General features: G+C 48.2%; 22 protein-coding genes. 7 read left to right on the forward strand and 15 right to left on the reverse strand.

What is annotated here, in order from left to right; translation table 11 throughout:
* Positions 1-2 precede the first annotated feature (2 nt).
* From ACMXD4_RS15525 to ACMXD4_RS15555, 7 genes are read right to left on the reverse strand one after another with little or no spacing between them, the layout of a single operon-like run.
* Positions 3-512 carry an STAS domain-containing protein gene (locus ACMXD4_RS15525; RefSeq protein WP_319960525.1) on the reverse strand — a complete coding sequence of 170 codons (510 nt, stop codon included), beginning with the start codon at positions 510-512 and terminating at the stop codon, positions 3-5.
* A complete protein-coding gene (locus ACMXD4_RS15530; RefSeq protein WP_033157429.1) occupies positions 512-1273 on the reverse strand; it encodes a ParA family protein in 762 nt (253 codons plus the stop codon). The genes ACMXD4_RS15525 and ACMXD4_RS15530 overlap by 1 nt, the downstream gene beginning before the upstream one ends.
* Entirely contained in the window at positions 1270-1776 is a 507-nt protein-coding gene (locus ACMXD4_RS15535; RefSeq protein ID WP_033157428.1) for a chemotaxis protein CheW, read from the reverse strand. The genes ACMXD4_RS15530 and ACMXD4_RS15535 overlap by 4 nt, the downstream gene beginning before the upstream one ends.
* Positions 1777-1821: 45 nt before the next feature.
* Positions 1822-4167 (reverse strand): methyl-accepting chemotaxis protein, encoded by a 2346-nt coding sequence (locus tag ACMXD4_RS15540; protein WP_033157427.1) that lies wholly within the window; start codon positions 4165-4167, stop codon positions 1822-1824.
* A gap of 42 nt (positions 4168-4209) precedes the next feature.
* Positions 4210-4725: a chemotaxis protein CheW gene (locus ACMXD4_RS15545; protein ID WP_101051607.1), complete on the reverse strand. Its 516-nt coding sequence runs from the start codon at positions 4723-4725 to the stop codon at positions 4210-4212.
* A 19-nt stretch (positions 4726-4744) separates the two neighbouring features.
* The gene (locus ACMXD4_RS15550; RefSeq protein WP_171694762.1) at positions 4745-6835 is read right to left on the reverse strand and encodes a chemotaxis protein CheA; all 2091 of its coding nucleotides are present in this window, start codon (positions 6833-6835) and stop codon (positions 4745-4747) included.
* A gap of 39 nt (positions 6836-6874) precedes the next feature.
* Positions 6875-7240, reverse strand: coding sequence for a response regulator (locus tag ACMXD4_RS15555; RefSeq protein WP_201799043.1), 366 nt, complete (start codon positions 7238-7240; stop codon positions 6875-6877).
* Positions 7241-7650: 410 nt separating this feature from the next.
* Here ACMXD4_RS15555 and ACMXD4_RS15560 point away from each other — a divergent pair, with 410 nt between their 5' ends.
* The 6 genes from ACMXD4_RS15560 to ACMXD4_RS15585 all read left to right on the forward strand — a co-directional run bounded on the left by ACMXD4_RS15560 (position 7651) and on the right by ACMXD4_RS15585 (position 16075).
* Positions 7651-8283 (forward strand): GspH/FimT family pseudopilin, encoded by a 633-nt coding sequence (locus ACMXD4_RS15560; protein WP_171694761.1) that lies wholly within the window; start codon positions 7651-7653, stop codon positions 8281-8283.
* 6 nt (positions 8284-8289) lie between these two features.
* Entirely contained in the window at positions 8290-8760 is a 471-nt protein-coding gene (gene pilV, locus ACMXD4_RS15565; RefSeq protein ID WP_415878683.1) for a type IV pilus modification protein PilV, read from the forward strand.
* Entirely contained in the window at positions 8757-9824 is a 1068-nt protein-coding gene (locus ACMXD4_RS15570; protein WP_415878684.1) for a PilW family protein, read from the forward strand. The genes pilV and ACMXD4_RS15570 overlap by 4 nt, the downstream gene beginning before the upstream one ends.
* 8 nt (positions 9825-9832) lie before the next feature.
* The gene (locus tag ACMXD4_RS15575; RefSeq protein ID WP_171694759.1) at positions 9833-10333 is read left to right on the forward strand and encodes a PilX N-terminal domain-containing pilus assembly protein; all 501 of its coding nucleotides are present in this window, start codon (positions 9833-9835) and stop codon (positions 10331-10333) included.
* 53 nt (positions 10334-10386) lie between these two features.
* Positions 10387-15432: a PilC/PilY family type IV pilus protein gene (locus ACMXD4_RS15580; protein ID WP_415878685.1), complete on the forward strand. Its 5046-nt coding sequence runs from the start codon at positions 10387-10389 to the stop codon at positions 15430-15432.
* 181 nt (positions 15433-15613) lie between these two features.
* A complete protein-coding gene (locus ACMXD4_RS15585) occupies positions 15614-16075 on the forward strand; it encodes a type IV pilin protein (protein WP_084153333.1) in 462 nt (153 codons plus the stop codon).
* 20 nt (positions 16076-16095) lie between these two features.
* Here ACMXD4_RS15585 and queA read toward each other — a convergent pair whose 3' ends face one another.
* From queA to ACMXD4_RS15625, 8 genes are all read right to left on the reverse strand, one after another.
* Complete coding sequence (gene queA / locus ACMXD4_RS15590; RefSeq protein WP_415878686.1) at positions 16096-17115, reverse strand: tRNA preQ1(34) S-adenosylmethionine ribosyltransferase-isomerase QueA; 1020 nt, start codon at positions 17113-17115, stop codon at positions 16096-16098.
* Positions 17116-17264: 149 nt separating this feature from the next.
* On the reverse strand, positions 17265-17507 hold the full coding sequence (locus ACMXD4_RS15595) for a succinate dehydrogenase assembly factor 2 (RefSeq protein WP_415878687.1): 243 nt from the start codon (positions 17505-17507) through the stop codon (positions 17265-17267).
* Complete coding sequence (locus tag ACMXD4_RS15600) at positions 17504-18286, reverse strand: succinate dehydrogenase iron-sulfur subunit (protein ID WP_240348263.1); 783 nt, start codon at positions 18284-18286, stop codon at positions 17504-17506. The genes ACMXD4_RS15595 and ACMXD4_RS15600 overlap by 4 nt, the downstream gene beginning before the upstream one ends.
* Positions 18286-20070, reverse strand: a complete 1785-nt coding sequence (gene sdhA, locus ACMXD4_RS15605) for a succinate dehydrogenase flavoprotein subunit (RefSeq protein ID WP_415878688.1) — start codon at positions 20068-20070, stop codon at positions 18286-18288. The genes ACMXD4_RS15600 and sdhA overlap by 1 nt, the downstream gene beginning before the upstream one ends.
* A 3-nt stretch (positions 20071-20073) precedes the next feature.
* Complete coding sequence (gene sdhD / locus ACMXD4_RS15610; RefSeq protein ID WP_171694755.1) at positions 20074-20454, reverse strand: succinate dehydrogenase, hydrophobic membrane anchor protein; 381 nt, start codon at positions 20452-20454, stop codon at positions 20074-20076.
* Positions 20455-20467: 13 nt separating this feature from the next.
* The gene (sdhC, locus tag ACMXD4_RS15615) at positions 20468-20839 is read right to left on the reverse strand and encodes a succinate dehydrogenase, cytochrome b556 subunit (RefSeq protein ID WP_415878689.1); all 372 of its coding nucleotides are present in this window, start codon (positions 20837-20839) and stop codon (positions 20468-20470) included.
* 38 nt (positions 20840-20877) lie between these two features.
* A complete protein-coding gene (locus ACMXD4_RS15620; RefSeq protein ID WP_415878690.1) occupies positions 20878-21054 on the reverse strand; it encodes a DUF1674 domain-containing protein in 177 nt (58 codons plus the stop codon).
* A gap of 18 nt (positions 21055-21072) precedes the next feature.
* Positions 21073-22380 carry a citrate synthase gene (locus ACMXD4_RS15625; RefSeq protein WP_415878691.1) on the reverse strand — a complete coding sequence of 436 codons (1308 nt, stop codon included), beginning with the start codon at positions 22378-22380 and terminating at the stop codon, positions 21073-21075.
* Positions 22381-22808: 428 nt separating this feature from the next.
* Here ACMXD4_RS15625 and ACMXD4_RS15630 point away from each other — a divergent pair, with 428 nt between their 5' ends.
* On the forward strand, positions 22809-23354 hold the full coding sequence (locus ACMXD4_RS15630; RefSeq protein ID WP_171694752.1) for a flavodoxin: 546 nt from the start codon (positions 22809-22811) through the stop codon (positions 23352-23354).
* Positions 23355-23362 lie beyond the last annotated feature (8 nt).

Genomic DNA, 23362 nt, shown 5'->3' on the forward strand with positions numbered 1-23362 from the left:
CATCAAAAGAAGCCGGATGCAGCCTGATCAACTTCCAACATTTCGGCAATCCCCAACAACTCCGAGGCTTCAATAAACTTATCGGAAGGAAAATCGATAGAAACGGATTTCTGCAAGCCAATTGCAGTCTGCTTTAAAATCAATAACAGTTGCAGAGTTGCGGTATCTATCATCGTCACGCCGGAAGCGTCGATATCGATAGCCTCAAAATTGCTGAGCATCTGCGTTAAGCGCTGGTGGAGAGCCGAGACATTTTGAATATTCAGTACTGGATCCAATACCAAAACCGCTCGCTCACTTTGAGAGACGTATGGCTCAGAGGCGTCGGCCGGCGCTTGATCCAAGTCTGTCTCAAGGTTTGACGCTGTTTCTGTCGAGCTCGCAAGTTCTGTCGAACTGTCCGCTTCCGCTTCACTAGCTTGGGCTTTTTGTGAGTCGTGATTGAAATCTGATCGATGCATCCAGGCCAGAGGATCGTAACCGATCAAACTATCTTCATTTTGTTCCGCCATTACATCATCCTCCCTTCTAAAAAGTCTTCGGCAAGTGCCATAAAATCTCGTGCGGAACGGCAGCCCGGGCGATATTCAAAAATGGTTTTACCAAAACTAGGGCACTCTGCGAGTAAAGCCGTTTCCCGAATGGTGGTCGCCAAAATTTGCCCAGGGAAGTATTTTTGTATGACACTCAATACCTCCTTTGACATTCGTCTGGCCGGAATATACCTGGACATGACCAGGGAAAATTTGTAGGGCCTTTTCAAAGCACTTTCAAATTTCCTGATGGTTCCCACCAAATGCGACAAGCCTTGCAATGCCAAATAATCACTGGTCATCGGCACCAATATTTCATCGGCGGCAAACAAGGCATTGGCCACTAATACCCCGGAAGAAGGGGGACAATCGATAAAGATAAAATCTTCATCGCGATTGCCGTCAAGCAAAGCTCTGCGAAGCAGATCGCCACGTCTGGCTCCACCATCCGTCAATTGCTCAATTTCCTGCAATCTTGGACCGGCAACCACCAAATTCAGATTCTTTCTAACCGGAATTGATTGCTCCGCAAGACTCGCCCCTTCCAACAAAACCTTATCAATCCCACTTGTTTGCGTATCTACGGAACCTAGCGAAACGGCCAAATGACTCTGCGGATCAAAGTCTATCACTGTAATTTTCTTACCGAGTTTAGCTAGAGCGTGGGTCAAATTGACCGAAGTGGTGGTTTTTCCTACCCCGCCTTTCTGGTTAAGGACCGCTACAATCCTCGCGCTCATTTACCCTCGGCAATAGCAGCAAGCCCGGCAATACCGACAAACTCTTCCGGATTTAAAAGCTTATCGACATCCAATAACATCACCATATTTTTCTTGCCGACGAACATGCCGCGCATATATTGAGTATTGATTTTCGACCCCAAATTCGGCGCTTCTTTTATATCGGACAGCTTAATATCCAACACGTCGGATACGGCATCAGCGACGATGCCCATCACCGAAGTACCGGAAGCAGTATTGACACTCATCACAATAACGACTGTCACCGGGGTATATTCCACTTTTTGCATCTGAAAACGTTCGCGCAGATCGACAATCGGCACTATGGAACCGCGCAAATTTAACGCACCTTTTACAAAATCAGGGGTATTGGGAATTTTTCTAATGGGCTCCCAGCCTCTAATTTCTTGGACTTTCAAAATTTCGATGCCATATGCCTCGCCTTCCAACTCGAAAGTCAGAAATTGCTCAACGTGCTGATTGGATTCTAAATCGGCTGTCATGGCGGCTATTCCCTATCTAATGGTTTGGTCAATCAAGCAACTCCGCTAAAAATCCTGCCACTCGTCGTCGGCTTGTGAGGTTTGCTTAAAACTACTCGGCTGACGAACCGCTGGCGATGATGCCATTCTATTGGCCTCTGCACGAACAACACTGGCACTATCGGCTTGATGAACGACTTTTTGCTGCCCGGATTTTTTTTCTGTTTTGAAAAACGCCAACATCTCGACCATATTCGTCGACAAGTCGCTCATTGAAACACTGGCGGCAGATGCTTCTTCGGCTAAGGCCGCGTTTTGTTGGGTGATTTCGTCCATTTGCGCAACAGCCTGATTCACCTGCCCTATACCCGCAGACTGCTCAATACTTGCATCGGCAATCTGGGCGACGATATCTCCCACCTTCTGCACACCTGCCACAATTTCGTTCAGCGCTTTACCGGTTTCGTTCACAAACTCGGTGCCTGCTCTGACTTTTTGCACACTGGTTTGAATCAGCTCTTTACTCTCCCTGGCTGCCGTGGCACTGCGTTGCGCCAGATTTCTCACCTCTGTGGCAACAACGGAAAAGCCTCTACCTTGCTCGCCTGCTCTGGCTGCTTCCACTGAGGCATTCAAAGCCAACAAATTGGTTTGGAAGGCAATTTCATCAATCACGCTGATGATGTCAGCGATTTTATTACTGCTCTCATTGATTTCCTGCATGGCGGAAACCGCCGCCTTGACGACATTCCCACCTTTTTCAGCCAATTCTCTGGCGTTATTGGCCACTGCGTTAGCTTGCTGAGCGTTATCGGCGTTATTTTTTACAGTACTGGTCAACTCTTCCATGCTGGCGGCAGTTTGCTGCAAATTCGCAGCCTGTTGCTCGGCGCGTTGTGATAGATTGTTATTACCGCTGGCAATTTCTTGGGACGAGTTGTTAATAAAATGAGCAGACTCGCTAACCTGACCGAAAATTTCGTTCAGTTTATCGATGGTGGTATTAATATCGTTCTTGCAGTTTAAATAAACCCCTTGGTAATCACTGGTGATTCGATTGGTCAAATCTCCAGAAGCCATACTTTGCATGGTACTGCCAACATCTCTGAATACATTTTCGATCACATCGGTCAGTTCGTTGATGCCTTCGCTGAGCGTTTCAAAAAAGCCTTGTTTGTCGGCCATCTCAATCCGGCTGGACAACTCACCCACTTTGACAGCTTCCACAATGCTGGCAATTTCCTGCTCGATTTTTACTTCATGCGTTCTATCCAACCACTCGACCACGATGCCGATACGCTCGTTTTCGTCGTTCTTAACCGGGTTGGCAACGATATTCATGTGTCTGCCGCCAATCACCAACGCAGAACTAAATGTGCTGGATAGGTTTGCCAACAGGCCTCGTTGGTGAGCTGGTTTTTTATGGAATTGATCGATGTTGGCGCCCATCAGTTTGCTGGCATTGAAGTCAGGCAATTGCTTGCGAATGTCCGCTTCCGCATTTTGAAACATATCGGCTACTGTCTTATTCATGTAGATGATGTCTAAATCGTTGTTAGCCACCATGACACAGGACTGCACGTTGTCGAGCGCCTGCTTGATGCGCATCGCTTCCGACGCTACCTGTTTGGAATAAGCCAAATCGGAATTCAATTTAACTTGCATGCCGTATAAGGCTCGATAGAAATCGCCGATCTCATCACCACGGTCCAAATCTATAGTATTCCGGAATTGCTCATCCGCCATCCGATAAGAAATACGTATCGAATTCTCTAAAGCCTTTACAACACTACGAATCACCGAATATCCCAATATTGAGGCAAATCCGGCCAAGCCCAAAAACAGGAACATCTCCGGGTATTTTTGTTCGATATAGTGATCGTAAATGGAATTGATCGTCGGCAACAAAAAGATCAGGTAGATAATCCCCACTTTTTTCCACAAGCCCAGTTCCAGTAATTTCTTGATGAGCGCATTAATCCCCGTCGGCCGTATTGTGGCTTTATTGGCATTTAGTTTTTCATACAAAGATTCGGCTTGTTGGATTTGTTCCCGGGATGGCGCGTAACGAACCGACAGGTATTCCTGTACTTTGCCATTCTTGAACACCGGCGTTACGTTTGCTTCTACCCAATAATAATCTCCGGTCTTGGTCCTATTTTTGACGGGTGCGGTCCACGGGCGCCCAGCCTTCAAACAATTCCATAAATCTTCAAATGCCGCCGGCGGCATGTCAGGATGACGAACCATATTATGATTCGCCCCCACAAGTTCATCCTTGCTAAAGCCGCTAATCTCAATAAAAGCGTCGTTTGCATAGGTAATAATGCCTTTTAAATTGGTGCGCGTGACCAAAATGGTGCCTGGCTTCATTAAGACTTCGCGATCAGTCACAGGGTGATTGAGTTTCATTGCATATCCTCCATTACAAGCCAGCCATAAACAGCTCTTTTTTTAACTTTCATCTTCACCATCCAGGCCATCAAGTTTTAATAATTTATCTACATCCAACAGCATCACCATTCGGCCATTTACTGAAACCAGGCCGTTGATAAATTCAGTACTGACTTTTGCACCAAAATTCGGCGCGCTTTGGATACTTTTTTTATTGACATCGACAACGTCTGAAACTGAATCCACCACGACCCCGATGATCCTGGTTTTATCGGCCATGTGCGCTTGCAAGACCACAACGACCGTCAAAGGCGAATAATCACTGTGTCCCAGTTGAAATCGCTCGCGTAAATCTATGATAGGCACTATCGCACCGCGCAGATTGACCACACCTTTTTCATAAGCCGGCACATTGGGAATTCGCGATACCGGCTCCCAACTGCGAATCTCCTGAACTCGCAGAATATCTACCCCATATTCTTCCTGGCCCAAGGTAAAGCTTAAAAACTGCAAACTAGTATCCAACCGCTTTGCATCTTGCTGGTCAGTGCTGCTGAGTTCGATTATTTCCGACATGACACGCTTTAGGTTAGGTTTATTGATTGGCTAAACGCACGAGACCGGGGATATCAAGAATCAGTGCCACCGAACCATCGCCCAGAATAGTTGCGCCGGATACCCCGTCAATCCGTCGATAATTCGCCTCGAGCGACTTGATTACCACTTGCTGCTGTCCAAGCAGATCATCCACGAACAATCCGCAACGCAACCCTTGCCCTTCGACAACCACAATTAAACCTTCGGTTAGCTTGGTGGTTTTCGCGGTGGGTACGTTAAAAATTTGATGCATTCTGATAATCGGCAGATATTGGCCGCGTAACAGGAAAGTTTCACCTTTGCCCGCTACTCGATTGAGCCTGTCTTCCTTGACGTGGAGTGACTCGATAATAGAACCCAAGGGTAATATGTAGGTTTCGTCGCCAACCGCAATCGACTGACCATCCAGGATAGCCAGAGTCAGCGGGAGATGAATGGAAATGGTGGACCCTTTGCCTAACTCGGAAAGGATTTCTATGTTGCCGCCCAAAGCCTGGATATTACGTCGCACCACATCCATCCCCACGCCGCGACCGGAAATATCGGTAAGCTTTTCGGCCGTAGAAAACCCCGGCATAAAAATCAGCTCGTATGTTTGCTTATCGCTTAAGATCGCATCGGGATCGATCAAACCTTTTTCAATGGCTTTGGCCCTTAATTTATCTTTGTCGAGGCCTTTACCATCGTCAGTCACTTCAATCACGATGTTCCCGCCGCGATGATAAGCTTCCAGGGTAACCGTACCCGTCTCGGGTTTGCCGGCCGCGAGCCTGACATCGGGCATTTCAATGCCATGATCCAAGCTGTTTCTGACTAAGTGAACCAAGGGATCACTGAGCAGTTCGACGACTGTCTTATCCACTTCGGTGTGTTCACCCACCAATTTAAGTTCGATTTTTTTACCTAGTTTGCTGCTGATATCATGCGCCAGCCGTGGGAAACGGCTAAACACGAAACTGATAGGCAGCATGCGAATGTTCATCACGCTTTCCTGCAGTTCGCGGGTATGCCGCTCTAGCTGAGAAAGTCCGTTTTTCAATTGATCAAGTTTATTCAGTTCGAAATGTTCGCCTAATAAGCTGAGCATGGATTGCGTAATGACCAACTCCCCTACCATGTTAATCAAGGTATCGATTTTGCTGGTATCCACGCGAATGGAACTTGAACCTTTCGGTGCGGCTTTTGCTTCCTCTTTTTTGCCGTTTTTACGCTCCAGCGTATTCGACTCAGATTCTCCGGTACTTGCAAACTCAGGGCTGATGTCTCTATGAACGCTGTTTGTAACGGGCGTTATAGCGATGTCTACTGAGACCTGGGCTTGCGCAGAACCTGTGGACGTTTTGTAGATCGGTTGTTTAGCCAAATCGCAATCGTCCTCGACCCAATCGAAAATCTCGTCAATTTCCGCCTCCGGAATATCGCCCAAAACACGCAATTTCCAGGACAAATGACACTCTTCCGGATCCAAATCGTCAAGATCGGGTACACCTTGTAAATCAACGTTTGTCGTCAATTGGCCCAGGGCTGCCAACTCCCTGAACATCCGTACCGGTTCGTTACCGGTCTTCAACAAATGTAAATGCGGGCTGAAGGCTATCACCCAGCCGGCGATTTGTTCAGCTTCTTCAGCCGGCAAATCCGCAGCACTTTTTGAAGCCGAAGTGTCTGGAGCGTGTCTCCCTGCAGGGGAACTGGGCACTGTATTATTTAGCTCGTTATCCAATGCTAATTTATGCTCAGCGACATCAGACTGATCCACTTCACTACCGTTTTGTATCGATTGCAGCATATCTCTCAGACAATCGACTGACCCCAACAACACATCAACCGCCGGTTGCGTGATCTTTCTGCGGCCGTCGCGCATTTCATCAAGCAAGGTCTCCATGACATGGGTGAAGTCGGAAACAGCGGTAAAACCGAAAGTTCCGCTACCGCCTTTGATCGAATGCGCGGCGCGGAAAATGGTGTTGATGTCTTCGACGTTAACATCCCCCAAATCAAGGTTGAGCAATCCCGATTCCATCGCGTCAAGTCCTTCGAAACTCTCTTCGAAAAAAACCTGATGAAATTGCGCCATATCGATTGACATAGAATTACCCGGTGCTGATGTCTCTGAAGAGGCGGATACTTAGCCCATCACTTTTTTGATCGTTTTCAAGAGTTGGTCGGGATTGAATGGCTTCACTATCCAGCCCGTTGCACCGGCATCTTTGCCCTGCTGCTTTTTATCCGCTCCCGCTTCAGTGGTCAGCATCAACATCGGCGTAAACTTGTAGTTTGGTAAAGCGCGTAAGTCTCTAATCAACTCAATTCCGTCCTTGTTTGGCATATTGACATCGGTAACGACGCAGTCAAAAGCTTGCGCTTTCGCTTTATTCAAGGCATCCGCTCCATCAACCGCTTCTACCACGTTATAGCCAGCGCCTTTTAAGGTAAACGCCACCATCTGCCTCATTGATGCGGAATCGTCTACAGCAAGAATTGTTGCCACAATTTTCTCCTCAAAATTTATCGAACATAATTTAAAACTGTTAAATCAGCACAAACTGCGATTGCCAGTTCAGCTGATTAGCATTTTACATTGCTCAGATTGTAGCTAAGCTCAGCTAAGATTGTAGTTAGAGAAAGCTGATCTTGCCGAAAAACACTCATTTTAAAAATCTAAGACGCTTCGTTGCAGGGACCGCCATTTTGGCGAAAATCTGTAAACACTCACATTGCGATTGTGGTTTAACTCGCATAACTTTGTTGAATCCTGTGCTATCTTCAAACTCGATTTTGACGAGCCAACGCTTCCCTATTCCCAGAGTAGAAATGCACTTTTCATAGGCCGGAGCGGCAAATAACAGCAACAGAGTTCGAGTTCATTTGCGCCCAACTACCTGAGTCACAATCCAATAAATCATGCAAAAATTATTCACCGAAACATCTAAAGGATTCACACTGGTTGAGCTGATGGTGACCATCGCTATCGCCGGCGTTCTGGTGGGTATTGCAATTCCAAGCTTCACTTCGATTATCAGCAACAACCGCTTAACCACATCAGCCAACGAATTAGTCACAGCATTGAATTTAGCGCGAAGCGAAGCGGTAAAACGTGGCGTATCGGTGACTGTGCGCAAAGTTGACGACAAATCATCGACTAATAAGAACAAGACCGCCTGGGCTTCAGCGAATTGGGAGCAAGGCTGGGATGTTTTCACGGATGCAAATGACAATGGCGAGTTCGACACAGGCGACGATGTGCTTCTCAAAACTTATGGAGCACTAAGCGCCTCTTATACCTTGCGAGGCAATAGTTTTTCAGACTTCATTAATTTTAGTTCTTCTGGACAAAGTAATGGTGGAGGTAGCTTTGTAATCTGCAACAACAGCGACGGCAATAACGTCCCCGAAGCAAACACCTCTAGGCTGATAATCGTTAGCCCTATCGGTCGATTGCGCATGGGCCTCGATGCAAACAACGATGGCATACCAAACAAGGACACGGTCGCAAGCACCGCCTCGAATATCACCTCCTGCTTACCCCCATTTTAGTTACCGATGAAAACAACCAACGGTTTCACATTAATAGAAGTCTTGATCGCCGTGGTGATACTTGCCCTGGGCTTGCTGGGTTTGGCGGGCTTGCAATCCACAAGCCTGCGGAACAATCAAAGTGCATATTTTCGCTCACAGGCTACTTTGCTTGCTTACGATATAGCCGACCGAGTACGAGAAAACGCAGTGGGTAACTACGATAACCAAGCAGAAACGAATAACGATTGCTTAGCAAACACTTGCACACCGGCACAAATGGCTGGTTACGATTTAAAACAATGGAACGACCAACTAAGAAGTCAATTACCTAGCGGCGAAGGTGTTGTTTGTAAGGACAAAACCCCGGGGGACGGAAATTCAAAATCCGCACACAACTGCGACGGGATCGGCGATGCGTATGCGGTAAAAATTTGGTGGGATGACGACCACGATGGGGCGGCGACGCAACGGTTTGTAATGAGTTTCCAGCCATGAGAAAAAATCAGACCTATTTCCTGCAAACAGGCATGACTCTCATAGAAATTATGATTGCGCTGCTTCTGGGCGCATTCCTATTAGGTGGGGTAATCAAGATTTTCGTTAACGCGAAGCAGACTTACGGGATGCAGGAAGGCTTATCCCGTTTACAAGAAAACAGCCGTTATGCGTTGGAAATACTCAGCAAAGACTTACGCTTAAGCGGTTTTCAAGGCTGTATATCCATAACCGATTTAACACCCACCAATACTGCCACAACCGCAATTACCTCGCCCGTTGTTGCGCCAGCTATATCGTCGCCAACACCAGCCACTATCATAGTCGGCTACAACGGCAGTGAGGCATCGCCGGTAACGACCACTTGGTCCCCAGCCTTGCCAAGCGCCTTGTCAGGTTTAGCTACGCCGATTACCCCTGGCACCGATGTGATAACAGTAGTTTTCGGTGAAAGTTGCGGCGGTTATTTGTCAGCAGATATGGCAAGCGCAAGCTCGGATATACAAATTTCCAGTTCCAATACTTGCGGCATAGTTGATGGTGATCCGGTTTTAATATCCAGCTGTAGCAACGCCGACCTTTTCCGGGCCACCACGGGCACTACCTCGACACTGATAAAGCACAATACGGTGTCTTTGCCGGCAACTTGCGCTTCCCCACCCTGCTACAAAACCAGCTCGGAAGTGTTTGCTTACCGCGCATACAGCTATTTCATCCGTCCAGGCGCAAGCGGGGAACCAGCTCTTTGGCGATACGACAATACCAAGGCTGCAAGTAGCAGCAATCCAGTTGAAATACTCGATGGCATCGAAAACCTGCAAATTCTCTACGGAGAAGATACTGATGCCGACGGGGTAGCCAACCAATATAAAACCGCCGCCAACGTCACCGATATCACCCATGTCGCCAGCGTGCGTATCTCAATCCTGGCGCGCACCAGCGAGAATCTGGCCTCGCAAACCCTCACTTACGATTACAACGGCAGTACTGGCATTAACCCAGGTGACCGGCGAATTCGCCGCGTGTTCAACGCGACGCTTGCAGTACGTAATCGGCTGCAATAGGTGGCACCATGAATAAGTCGAAAATAAATCAAACTGGCGCAGTGCTAGTCGTCGCCTTAATCATGCTGATGCTTCTGACGATCATTGGCGTGACCGGCACCAATGTCACCAGTCTGGAAGAAAAAATGGCCGGCAATATGCGTGACCGTAATCTTGCCTTTCAAGCGGCGGAGTCCGCCTTGCAAGCGGGGGAAACTTGGCTAAATACCCATGCCTACACCTGCAGTAAAGCTGCCGGCAGATTCAAGCCGCGCGATAAAGATTGCAATAGCGCAACAGCGGAAACGTCGGAAGTTTGGGACAGCATAAGTTGGGACGACAATGATTCGGTGCTTTATACGGGCGTTTTGTCAAACCTCAGCGCTAATCCTCGTTACATAATCGAAGACTTGGGCTGCTTGCCCGCACCTGCGGCATGTCCCGGAAAACACAACTATCGAATTACCGCCAGAGCAACCGGCGGCACAGCGGACACTATCGTCATGCTCCAGTCTATTTACCAAATTTAGTGAGTCGTACTGACTATGTTGATTTCAGACAGAAACACGCAGAGGGCAAAATCATGAAAACTAAGCAACGCCAAGTAAAAGCCTTTTTTTTGCTGATTCTGTCTCAGACATTGCTAGCAAGCTTCAACGCTTCTGCAGGTATTTCTCAACAACCTTTATTTCTAACCTCCAGCGTTCCGCCTATCGTCATGCTGACCATGGGCCGCGACCACAAGCTTTATTACGAAGCTTATAACGATGCCTCTGACCTCAACGGCGATGGATTAATTGACGTTGGCTATAAACCAAGCATCGACTACTTTGGGTATTTCGACTCGCATCGTTGTTACGATTACGTGGACAGCGACGGAGGATACTTTACACCGAAAGCAAAAACACCATCAGCTACTGATAAAACCTGTTCATCGGTGGACGGCGACTGGAGCGGTGATTTTCTTAACTACATTACAACCGCGCGTATTGACGCTCTCCGCAAGGTACTATATGGCGGTTACCGAGGCGACGACACCACCTCGAAGACCGTACTCAAACGCTCATTTATCCCTCAAGATGCCCATTCATGGGGTAAGGAATACAATCCTAGCAATAACCCGGGATACCTTATCTCAGACTACACACCGTTGGCCGAACCCGCTACGGGGAAAAGCCACCTATTTGCCAATGTGTCCTTAAGTTACACCGGCCAACCATTGATGCGCGTCTTAAATAATACTTCCTACCGCGTTTGGGAATGGCTTTCCATCGAACGGCCCGTGGCCGGTAGCGATTGCGATAACGGCAGCCGTACAGCCTGTGCAACCACGGGTAGCTCTAACTGGTCGGTAGTTCCCGATATAGTATTCAGCAATTTGGTGAGAAAAACTTATAGAACCGGAGATACTGCTCCCGCCCATCCATCGAGCGCTGCGGAGTATGCAACATTTGTTACTAATTACGGCACCACCGGTAACTTACGCCACACTGACAATATGACTAGACTGGAAGCCAATGGTAATCCTGAACGTACCGAACGTTATTTAACCGTTGTAAAAGGAAAAATCACTGTTCCTGCCAGTCTCAATTACAAGTTTTCGGTAGATGGCGACGATGCAGTAGAAGTATTGATTAACGGTACGGTAGTGGCAGGATATTACGGAGGCCATGGCGTCTGCAATTGCAATACTAATAATGGCACTATTCATCTCACCGCTGGTGTCGCTTACGATATTGAATACCACCACGAGGAGGCTTACGGCGACGACAGCTTCGTATTGCGCTGGGACACCTCGAATACCGCCTCTAGCATCACCGACTACAGTGTCAATGTTAACGTCTGCGAAACCGGCAAATTGGAAGCCAACTGCAAAGCCTACAAAAGTGGATCAACCACAACCTATAAACCCACAGGGTTGCTACACACCTATGGCGAAAATGACTCGATGGCATTTGGCTTGCTGACCGGTTCTTATAAAAAGAACATCTCGGGCGGCGTACTCAGGAAAAACATAGAATCTTTCACCAACGAAGTAGACCCTACTACAGGCATATTTACGACAACCAACGGTATCGTCAAGACAATCAACAACCTACGTATCAACACCTTCAACTACTCGGATCACGCTTACGCTTCTGGGTGGATTACCACGCGCGCAATAACGGAAGGTGAAGCAGCCGAATGGGGTAACCCTATAGCGGAAATGATGTACGAGGGTTTACGCTATTTTGCTGGTAAAGCAGCCCCCACCTCAGCCTACTCCATAACAGCCACGGATACCCCGGATGCAACACTAGGATTGCCTTTGCCGACTTGGCTTGATCCATATTCAAATACAGGCGGTAAATATCTGAGCTGTGCGAAACCAATGCAACTGGTTATAAGCGATATAAACGCATCCTACGATACCAATCAGTTACCCGGCAGCTATTTTGACTCGTCGTTCTCAGGTGATTTGTCTGGTCTGAATGTATCGACTCTAGCCGATACAATTTGGGGTAACGAATCCGAATCGAGCAATATTTTTATCGGTCAATCGGGGATTCTCAGCGACGGTGCCCCCACGGCAAAATCGGCAAACAGCTTTAAAAATATCCGTGGCCTCGCTCCGGAAGAACCCACCAAATTAGGTGGCTTTTATGCCGGTAGCATTGCTTTGTACGGCAGACAAACCGATCTAAACGCCGCTACCGGCGATCAGAAAACTGATACGTTGGCAGTGGCATTAGCTTCGCCGCTCCCCAGAATCGAAATACCGGTCAACGGCAAGATAGTAACCTTGGTACCCTTCGCAAAATCCGTAGCGGGCTCCAGCATCTCCCAGTCCTCAACCAGCTTTCAGCCCACCAATCAGATCGTAGACTTTTACGTAGAAAAGATTGTCAACACGGTAGAACCAGTCTCGGGTGTTACTCCAGGCAATAAAGATGCCGCGATTAACGGAGGACGCCCGTACGGAAAATTCCGTATAAATTACGAGGACGTCGAGCAAGCTGCCGATCACGATATGGATGCGATTGTGGAATATACGTTTACGGTCAATGCATCAAACCAAGTAGTGGTCGATCTGAATTCAACCTATGCCGCGGGCGGCATAACCCAGCACATGGGTTACGTTATTTCCGGTACCACCAAGGACGGCGTTTATCTGGAAGTACGTGACAAACCCGATGCCGGAGAAAATGATAAAGATTATTTTCTTGATACACCTCCAGGTCAGTTTCCTGGTGGTACTTGGGCCGATGGCGTCTCTTTACCGCTCACGGCATCCAGAACATTTAACGTGGGCACCACCACCTCAGCCAGCTTTATTAAACATGACCCGCTTTGGTACGCGGCAAAATGGGGTGTAAACGACAAAAACAAAGACAACATTCTTGACCAAAATGAATGGGACGAAGATAAAAATGGTACTCCTGACGGTTATTTTCTGGTAACCAATGCCGGTAAACTTTCCGAACAATTGGGAAAAGCTTTCGCCAAAATACTCAGCAACGTCAGTTCTTCCTCTGCGGTAGCAGCCAATACCGCAAAATTAAATACCGGGACATTGGTTTATCAAGCCAAATTCGATCCCAGAGACTGGAGCGGACATTTGTTGGCAATCCCGGTCAATGACACTACTGGCGCATTGGAAACAAACAATCTCAACTGGGACGCTGCCACAAAGTTACCGACATCAAGTAGCCGCAAAATTTACACGCTCAACCCAACGTTAACTAGTGCTCCACGGGGTATAGAGTTTCGATGGGCAAACTTAACCACCGCGCCAACAGGCAGTTCGCAGCAGGACTATTTAAACCAAATATCGGGTACTGCTGACGGCAAAGGTGAGTTACGGCTCAATTGGTTGCGCGGGGATAACACAAACGAACAGCGCTTGGGTACCGGAAACTTTAGAAACAGAATCAAGAAATTTGACGGCACTTTCTTAGAAAACAACACGGATCTGGCGAATGCCACAATTGCTACCAACAAGCTCGGTGACATTGTAAACTCCGACCCCATCTATGTTGGAACCGATGACTTCGGATACAGTTCACTACCCGGAGCAGAAGGTAGCGACTACACTTCATTTCGGGCCAGTACGAGTTACCAAAATCGCAGACCCATGATTTACGTAGGTGCCAATGACGGCATGCTACATGGGTTCGACGCTAAAAAGAACTCCGGCTCGATCACCACTGGCGGCACAGAGATTTTTGCTTATGTTCCGAATGCGTTATTTCCGGAATTAAGCAAGTTGACATCGCTCACTTATGCCCATCAGTATTTTATTGACGGCATGTCAAGCTTTGGCGACGTGTATTACGATTCGAGCTGGCATACCCTTCTCGCAGGTGTCACAGGAGCCGGAGGCAGAGCCGCATTCGCTCTCGACATCACTAATCCGGATACGTTTGGCGCCAGCAGCGTTTTATGGGAGTTCACTAGCACGGATGACAATGACCTAGGCTATACAATAGGTCAACCCGCTATCGCTAGAATGAAAGACGGCACGTGGGCAGTTATCGTTGCGAATGGCTATAACAGCGACGCGGGTAAGGCAGTGTTGTTTGTATTGAATGCCAAGACAGGCGCGTTAATCAAAAAATTTGATACCGGAGTCGGTGACGCCGCACAAAAAAATGGTCTGTCATCACCAAAGGCGGTTGATACTGACGGGGACACAATTGTAGACACCATATACGCCGGGGATCTCTACGGAAACCTTTGGAAATTCAACGTAGGCACGACCTCCGCAACTAGTTGGACTATTGCTAACAGTGGCGCACCACTATTCGTCGCCTGCACCACAACAGGCACGTCATGCACATCGGCAAACCGTCAACCGATTACCGGAAAACCTAGTGTTGGTGCAGTTGGCTCAGAGCAAACCGGTGGCATTATGGTGTATTTTGGTACAGGCAAATATTTTGAGACTACTGACAACGTCATACCGACGAGTCCACAGGTTCAGTCTTTTTACGGCCTATGGGATGACAACTCTGGGGCAATCACCGACAGAGCAAAACTACAAGAACAAACTATCACATATGAGGGTAAACCCAAAAACTCTGCCGGCGTAGAAGGTACAGGCGTGGTACGGGTAAGCTCTAGAAATACTGTGTGTTACTCGGTGGCAACCATTCCATCAACGGACGATGATACGCCCACCACCACTTGCAATGCAGCCAATCTTAAAAAGGGCTGGGCTATGAACCTCCTTAAACCCACGAGCATCTCTCAAGGTGAAAGAGTCGTTAGTCCACCGGTGATGTATCTAGATTTAGTGATTTTCTCGACAATGATTCCGAGTGCTGATCCTTGCTCGGGCGGCGGTGTGAGCCGCGTCATGACTGTGGAGGCAATCACAGGTAAACGCCCCTCTACAGCCTCTTTCGATCTATTCGGTAATGATGGTAAAGCTGACGTAAATGACCTTATGCTAATTGATGGCAAATTAGTTGCTGCTACTGGCTTTGACATGGGCATTGGTATACATAAGAATCTTAGCCTTGTTGGGAATATTGGTATCGGATCAGGTAGCGAGAGCATCGACGAAATGAAATTTAAAGAAAGCCCAACTACCCCTGGCGGCGGCGGAGGTGGCGGCAAAAGAACTTCTTGGCGCCAATTGAGATAGATAGCTCAGTTGTTCAGAGCTTATTTTGGAATTAGTCTGATACTAAGAATTTAATGCCTGTTACTTTTGGGGAATCTGGGTTTAGCCGTGAACTTGCGTGTATTCACTGAATTAAACCTATATGCGATAACAGGCTTACATATTTCAATAAACGATAAAACCCAAACCGGTCAAAATTAAAATGAACAAAACACAACAAGGCGTAACTCTTATAGAGTTAATGGTTACAGTGGCGATCATCGGCATACTTGCAGGCGTCGCGATACCTGGCTATCAAGAGAGTGTACGCAAATCGCGAAGAGCGGATGTCAAAGGCGTATTGCTCGGACTAACCAATGCCATGGAGCGACGTTTTACGGAAGCCAATACCTTTTGTGACGCCGCTGCTGGAGGAACTGCGGTAACCGGTTGTGGGTCATCAACCGGCGATACCGGGACACCATCGATCTATACGATCCCAACAGAAACCGCCGGCTTTTACACGGTAACTATCAGTGGCGCCAGTGCTAGTAGCTATACCTTGAGCGCGGTTCCGACCGGAGCCCAAGCCAGTGACAAATGCGGTACCTTATTAATAGACAATACCGGCAGCAAAACCGTAGCGAGCGCAACATTAGATGCCTCAACATGCTGGAGCAGATAGAATCTTCGCTCAGAAAATTCTTAAATCACCAGCATCGCATCGCCATAGCTGAAAAATCGATAGCGTTGCTCAATAGCATGGCGATAAGCGTTCATGACTGAGTCATAGCCGGCGAATGCCGAAACCAACATTAACAACGTCGACTCCGGCAAATGAAAGTTGGTCAGCAACGCATCTACAGATTTGAACGAATAACCCGGCGTGATAAATAAGTCAGTATCACCGCATCCAGCCTGCAATACGCCACTATGTGAGGCTGACTCCAAAGCTCTTACCGCAGTGGTACCTATAGCCACAACTCTGCCTCCCCTGGCCCTCGCCTGATTAACTGCATCTACACAATCTTGCGAGATGCTATAAAACTCCTTGTGCATCACGTGTTCGGATAGATCCTCGACCCGCACAGGACGAAATGTGCCGCTGCCGACATGCAAAGTTACAAAACTGCGAGCTACGCCTTTTTGATCTAAGCGATCCATAGTTGGCTGATCGAAATGTAACCCGGCTGTAGGTGCAGCCACGGCACCCAGTTGCTCGGCAAATACCGTTTGATAACGATCCAAATCACTTGCTTCGTCAACACGGCTAATGTAGGGCGGCAGCGGAATATGCCCTACTTCGTCCAATAGCGCAAACAAGCCGGCTTCCGTTTCAAACCGCAGCCTGAATAAATCGTTATGTCTACCCATAACCCTGCATACCGCGCCATTCTCCAAGCTCAACAAGGCATCGGTCTTTGGCGACTTACTTGCTTTAACATGAGCAAGCGCTGTGTAAGTATCCTCGATTCGCTCGATCAACATTTCGACTTTACCGCCGCTTGACTTATGCGCGAACAAGCGAGCAGGCATGACTTTGGTATTGTTAAAAACCAATAAATCGTTGCTGCTTATCATGTCGACAAAATCGGCAAACTGACAGTCTGCAATTGCCGCACTTTGTCTATCCAGACGCAGCAATCGACTGGCGCTCCGTTCCGGCAGCGGATACTGGGCAATAAGTTGCTCCGGCAACTGATAATTGAAGTCGCTCTTTTTCATTCCGAATAGGTTTTAAATGACTTTTGAACAATCTTGGGACTTTATCTGCCGCAAGATACGTAAAGGAGAGTTTATTTGAAGTTTTTTAATACGTTAGATCATTTTGTATGGTGAGGAGCATCGCTTTTGCAGCCAGATTTTAGCAAAACTTAAACCGGCATAGTTCTGATTACCAAGACCAAGCTTTTCATATTCTCTTCGCTCGGCAATTGTTCACCCATCAAGTATCGCATCAGTTCAGTATCTTCAAGTTCCAACATTTGCAAAAACGTTTGCTGTTCCGTAGTGTCGGCGAAGAGGTAACGATGTTCTAAGTACCTGAGCAGCATCAAATCCAGCTCAAGGGTACCGCGCCGGCAACGCCAGCGCAGCTTATTGATGTTTTCGCTCACAGATGGTCGCGTTCCACCAAGAGCTTCTTGATTTCGGCAATCGCCTTGGCGGGGTTAAGTCCTTTTGGACAAGTATCCGTGCAATTCATAATGGTGTGGCAGCGATACAATTTAAACGACTCATCGAGTTCGTCCAAACGTTCTTTATCGTTTTCATCGCGGCTATCGGCTAACCAACGATAGGCTTGCAACAGGATTGCCGGGCCGAGATATTTATCGCTATTCCACCAATAACTTGGGCAACTGGTTGAACAACATGCGCAGAGTACGCATTCGTAGAGGCCGTCGAGTTTGGCACGATCTTCCCTGCTTTGCAGGCGTTCGGTTTCGGCAGGCGCTTCTGATTCAGCAGTTAACCAGGGTTTTATCGACGTATATTGTTCGAAGAAATGCGTCATATCCGCGACCAAATCCTTGACCACGGACATATGCGGCAACGGGAATATTTTCACGGTGCCTTTGTAGTCGCTAATCGCTTTGGTGCATGCCAGCGTATTTTTGCCGTTGATGTTCATCGCGCATGAACCGCAGACGCCTTCGCGACAGGAGCGGCGAAAAGTCAGACTACTGTCGATTTCATTTTTAATTTTCAGAATCGCATCCAGCACCATCGGTCCGCATTGGTCCATATCGATCTCATAGGTATCGATGCGCGGATTTTCCCCAGAATCCGGATCCCAGCGATAAACTTCAAAATGGCGGACGTTGGTAGCGCCCTCGGCTTTATAGGTTTTACCCTTTTTAATCACCGAGTTTTTGGGCAGTGTAAATTCAACCATTAGTAAACCCTCTCTTTAGGCGCAACGACTTCGACTTCGTCGGTAAGCGTATACAGGTGGACGGGGCGGTAGTCGATTTTGACTTTATTGCCTTCCCGCCAGGTCAGAGTGTGCTTCATCCAATTCTTGTCATCGCGTTTCGGGAAGTCCTCGCGTGCATGGCCACCGCGACTTTCTTGACGATTACCGGCAGCAGTAATAGTAACCTGAGCCTGGCCGAGCAAATTATCCAGCTCCAGGGTTTCCACCAGATCAGTATTCCAAATCAGCGATTTATCACCCACTTTGACATCATCAAACGATGCAGCAATCTCCCCTATGGCCTTGATACCCTGGTTTAGCGTGGCCTCAGTTCTGAATACCGCCGCCTTAGACTGCATGGTCGTTTGCATATCCATGCGGATTTCCGCGGTTTTACGGCTACCGTTGGCATGGCGGATTTTATCGAAACGCGATAATGCTTGATCCGTGGCGTCTTTTGCCAACTGCTTATGCGGCATGCCCGGCTTGATCAGCTCTGTGCAACGAATCGCCGCCGCCCGCCCAAATACCACTAAATCCAACAAGGAGTTAGAGCCTAAACGATTGGCGCCATGCACCGAAACGCAGGCGGTTTCGCCGATAGCCATCAAGCCCGGTACTACATAATCAGGATTACCGTCTTTCAGTGTGACCACTTCGGCCTTGTAGTTGGTGGGAATGCCGCCCATGTTGTAATGCACGGTCGGTAAAACCGGAATCGGTTGTTTCGTCGCATCGACACCGGCAAAAATTCGGGCGGTTTCGGTGATGCCGGGCAAGCGTTCATGGATGATAGCCGGATCTAGATGCTCTAGATGTAAATGCACATGGTCTTTCTTAGGACCGATGCCGCGTCCTTCGTTAATCTCGACCGTAATCGCCCGGCTCACTACGTCGCGAGACGCCAAGTCTTTAGCATGCGGGGCGTAACGCGCCATGAAGTGCTCGCCTTCTGAGTTGGTCAAATACCCCCCCTCACCGCGCGCGCCTTCGGTCATCAAACAACCGGAACCATAAATACCGGTTGGATGGAATTGCACGAACTCCATATCTTGTAAAGGCAAACCCGCTCTCAAGATCATGCCATTGCCGTCGCCGGTAACCGTGTGCGCCGAGGTGCACGATAGAAAGGTACGACCGTAGCCACCGGTTGCCATTACCGTTTGATGGCCGCGAAACAGGTGAATGGAACCGTCATCCAGGCACCAGGCCAGGACGCCGCGGCACTCGCCCTCTTCCATGATCAAATCCAACGCGATGTACTCGACGAAGAATTCAGCTTTGTGTTTTAAAGCCTGTTGGTACAGGGTATGCAAAATGGCATGACCGGTTACGTCGGCTGCTGCGCAGGTTCTTTGCGCCTGGCCTTTACCGAAATGCGTAGACATACCACCAAAAGCCCGCTGGTAAATTTTACCTTCTGCGGTCCTGGAAAACGGTACGCCGTAATGTTCCAACTCGATGATGGCAGGAATCGCTTCCCGGCACATGTACTCGATCGCATCCTGATCGCCCAGCCAATCCGAACCTTTTACGGTGTCATACATGTGAAAACGCCAGTCATCCTCACCCATATTGCCGAGCGCGGCGCTGATACCACCCTGTGCTGCGACGGTGTGACTGCGGGTAGGAAACACTTTACTGATACAGGCGGTTTTCAGACCTTTTTCCACCATACCAAAAGTAGCCCGCAAACCGGCCCCGCCGGCGCCAACCACCACAACGTCATGTTGGTGTTCGATGATGTTATATGCTGAGGCCATGAGTTACCTTGCGAAAAAGATGATGATAATCGCGAGTAATGCCGCGACACCCAAAACTAAAAAAATCAGATTGGTGGCACGTATTGCCAAGTTTCTTACCGGAATAGTCGACACATAATCTTCGATCACCACCTGCACACCCAACGCGGCGTGATAAACCACTGCCACGGTCCAGGCGATAATCGCCAGGGTGTTAAATGGTGAAGACAACCAATCCACGGTATCCGCATACGGTGCATTTAGAGCCTTGTTTAGTAGCACAATCAACCAAATAGACAATGGCACCAAGGCCACAGCGGTGACGCGCTGATACCAGAAATGACCCGAGCCGCTATGTACCGAGAAAAAATCAGCGGCTTTTTCCAATGTTGCTTTGTAATCCATAACCAGCCCTCCTTTAAGAAACCACAAAGGTAATCAATGTCAACGACGCCGAAGCAATCAGTTCGTAAACTGCATATTTGTCCAGTGTCATGCGTTCGAAGGTTTTACAAAAATCCCAAATCAGATGGCGAATACCGTGCACCAAATGAAAAAATAACGCATAAATAAAGCCCCAATACACCAGTTTAAACAACCAGTAGGACATAAAGGCCTGCATGGCGACATACGCACCTTCACCAGCGGCAATGGCGAACAGCACATAGACAAATAGCACCAGGCCCATGGAAAGGAACACCCCGGTCATGCGGTGGGTGATTGACACCAAGCCGGTTAAGGGCAATCGATAAACTTGCAGATGGGGCGAAAGTGGTCTGTTTGCTGACATGATTTACCCTGTATTTAAAGTTGAAAAATAATTTTTTGTTAGAAATCGACGCAACGGCCTTTGCGTTCCCAATCGCCAAAGCGAGTAGGCTCCGGCCCTTTCGGGCCATTAATTTCTGTCGGAATGGCAGGATCTTGCTCCGCAGACGGCGTCTTCTCGGCTTCTGTCTTGGCGTTCTCAGGCGGTTCTTGCGTATTGGTTTGTGCTGACTTCATGTCGATTTTCTGCATAATTTAGCGATTATTCACAGCGGTATAGTCACGGAGCGGGGGCCCGACGTATAACTGTCTCGGCCTGCTGATCGGCGTAGCCGGCTCTTCCATCATCTCCAGCCAATGTGAAATCCAGCCGGCGGTTCGGGCTATCGCAAACATCACAGTGAACATTTCGACGGGGATGTGCAGGGCTTTATAGATAATGCCGGAATAGAAATCGACATTGGGGTAGAGTTTTTTCTCGATGAAATACTCGTCTTTCAACGCATATTCTTCCAAGGCCAAGGCCAGTTCAAACAGAGGATCGTTGGTGTTGGTTCTGCTCAACACCTCGTAGCAGGTTTTGCGGATGATGGTAGCGCGCGGATCGAAGTTTTTATAAACCCGGTGCCCAAAGCCCATTAAACGGAACGGGTCGTCGTGATCCTTGGCTTTGGCGATATATTTGGGGACGTTTTCGACGCTACCGATTTGCGCCAACATATTCAAAACCGCTTCGTTGGCGCCGCCGTGAGCCGGTCCCCACAATGCCGCTATGCCGGCTGCCACGCAGGCATAAGGATTGGCGCCGGTACTGCCCGCCATGCGCACCGTCGAGGTACTGGCATTTTGCTCGTGGTCGGCATGCAGAATAAACAACAGATTCAGCGCTTGGACCAGATTGGGATCGATGTAATGTTCTTGATCGATATAGTTTTGCGAGGAACGAGAGAACATCATATTCAGGAAGTTCTCGCAATAACTCAGATCCATACGGGGGTAAACAAAAGGTCGACCGATGGAATGCCGGTATGACGCTGCGGCAATGGTGGGCATCTTGCCTATTAGCCGGGTCGCGCAGATCATGCGACTGGCAGGATCTTTAATGTTCAAATCACTGTGATAAAACGCCGACAAGGACCCCACCACCCCCACCAACATCGCCATAGGATGGGCATCGTAATGGAAACCATCAAAAAATTTGCGCAAAGCTTCATGGATGATGGCCCTATCGCTGACTTCCTCATTAAAATCACGCAACTGCTCCGCATTGGGCAGTTCGCCATTCATCAGCAAATAGGCAACTTCAGTAAATTCGCAGTTTTCCGCTAATTGCTCGATGGGATAACCGCGATACAACAAAATCCCGTTATCACCATCAATGTATGTAATTTTGCTTTTGCAAGCAGCCGTGGCAATAAAGCCCGGATCGTAAGTAAAACACCCAAGATCTTTGTTTAAAGAGCGAATATCGACAGTATCTGCACCCAAAGACCCCTTCAACAACGGATATTCAACTTCTTTTCCGGTGGCGTTGTGCCTGACCAGTAAAGTATCGTTTGACATGGTTTCCTCAGTTTTCTGTTAGCAGAAGCTTAGCAGTTGAATTCGATTATCACACAGCGAATGTGATTAGGCCAACCGCTTGTGCCATGAACCATTTCAAGATTAAGCCATTAATGATTACCGCCTATACCCAGAAAGGTTCAAGCCATTGTTCGGCTGGTTGATAAAAAACCGTCTAATTCAGAAAAAGCGTTATGCATCAGCCAAACACAGCAACATTTCTGTCAGATTTTGTAAGCAACGGACAGAGTGTCTGTTTCATTGTTACAAAGATAACCAAATACGTTAGTCACTGTTTCGCCCCTTTCCACTGGGCAGTCTACCGCAAAGCGTTGAAGTTACCGACTTAGCGAGAACTCAGAACCCAAGATTACTGATGGTTTAAATTTTGCTTTGCTGCTTGTAGACAATTCGATGGAGATTTAACTATGAACAAGATTGGAATTTTCTACGGCACCGAGAAAGGTATGACAGCGATGATGGCGCAGGTCATGTACCGAGTTTTGGGCGACGAAATTGCCAGCGAACCGGTGAATGTTAATCAAGCAACAGTAACGGAACTGCTTGGTTACAAAGCCTTGATTTTGGGAATGCCCAGTTACGGCGTCGGCGAAATACCCGGCAGAACCACCGGCAGCGAAGAAGGCAACTGGGAAGAGTTTTTATTCCGCCTGGATGAGGCGGATTTATCCGGAAAGCGGGTTGCCCTGTTTGGTTTGGGTAACCAACAAAAATACTACGCGCGCTTTGCCAGCTCATTAATTCATTTGTATCACCACGTTCGGTCTTATGGTGCCGAGGTGACCGGCGCCTGGAGCACGGATGGCTATCACTTTACCCACTCCAGTTCGGTAGTCGATGGCAAATTTGTCGGCTTGGTGCTGGATCACCACAACCAACCCGAGCTGACCAAAACCCGAATTCTGGATTGGCTTGACTTGGTAAAGCCGGCTTTGCTGGAAAAACTGAATTGATTGTACTG

Origin of the sequence: Methylomonas sp. TEB (assembly GCF_047777895.1) — a bacterium.
Lineage (GTDB): Bacteria > Pseudomonadota > Gammaproteobacteria > Methylococcales > Methylomonadaceae > Methylomonas.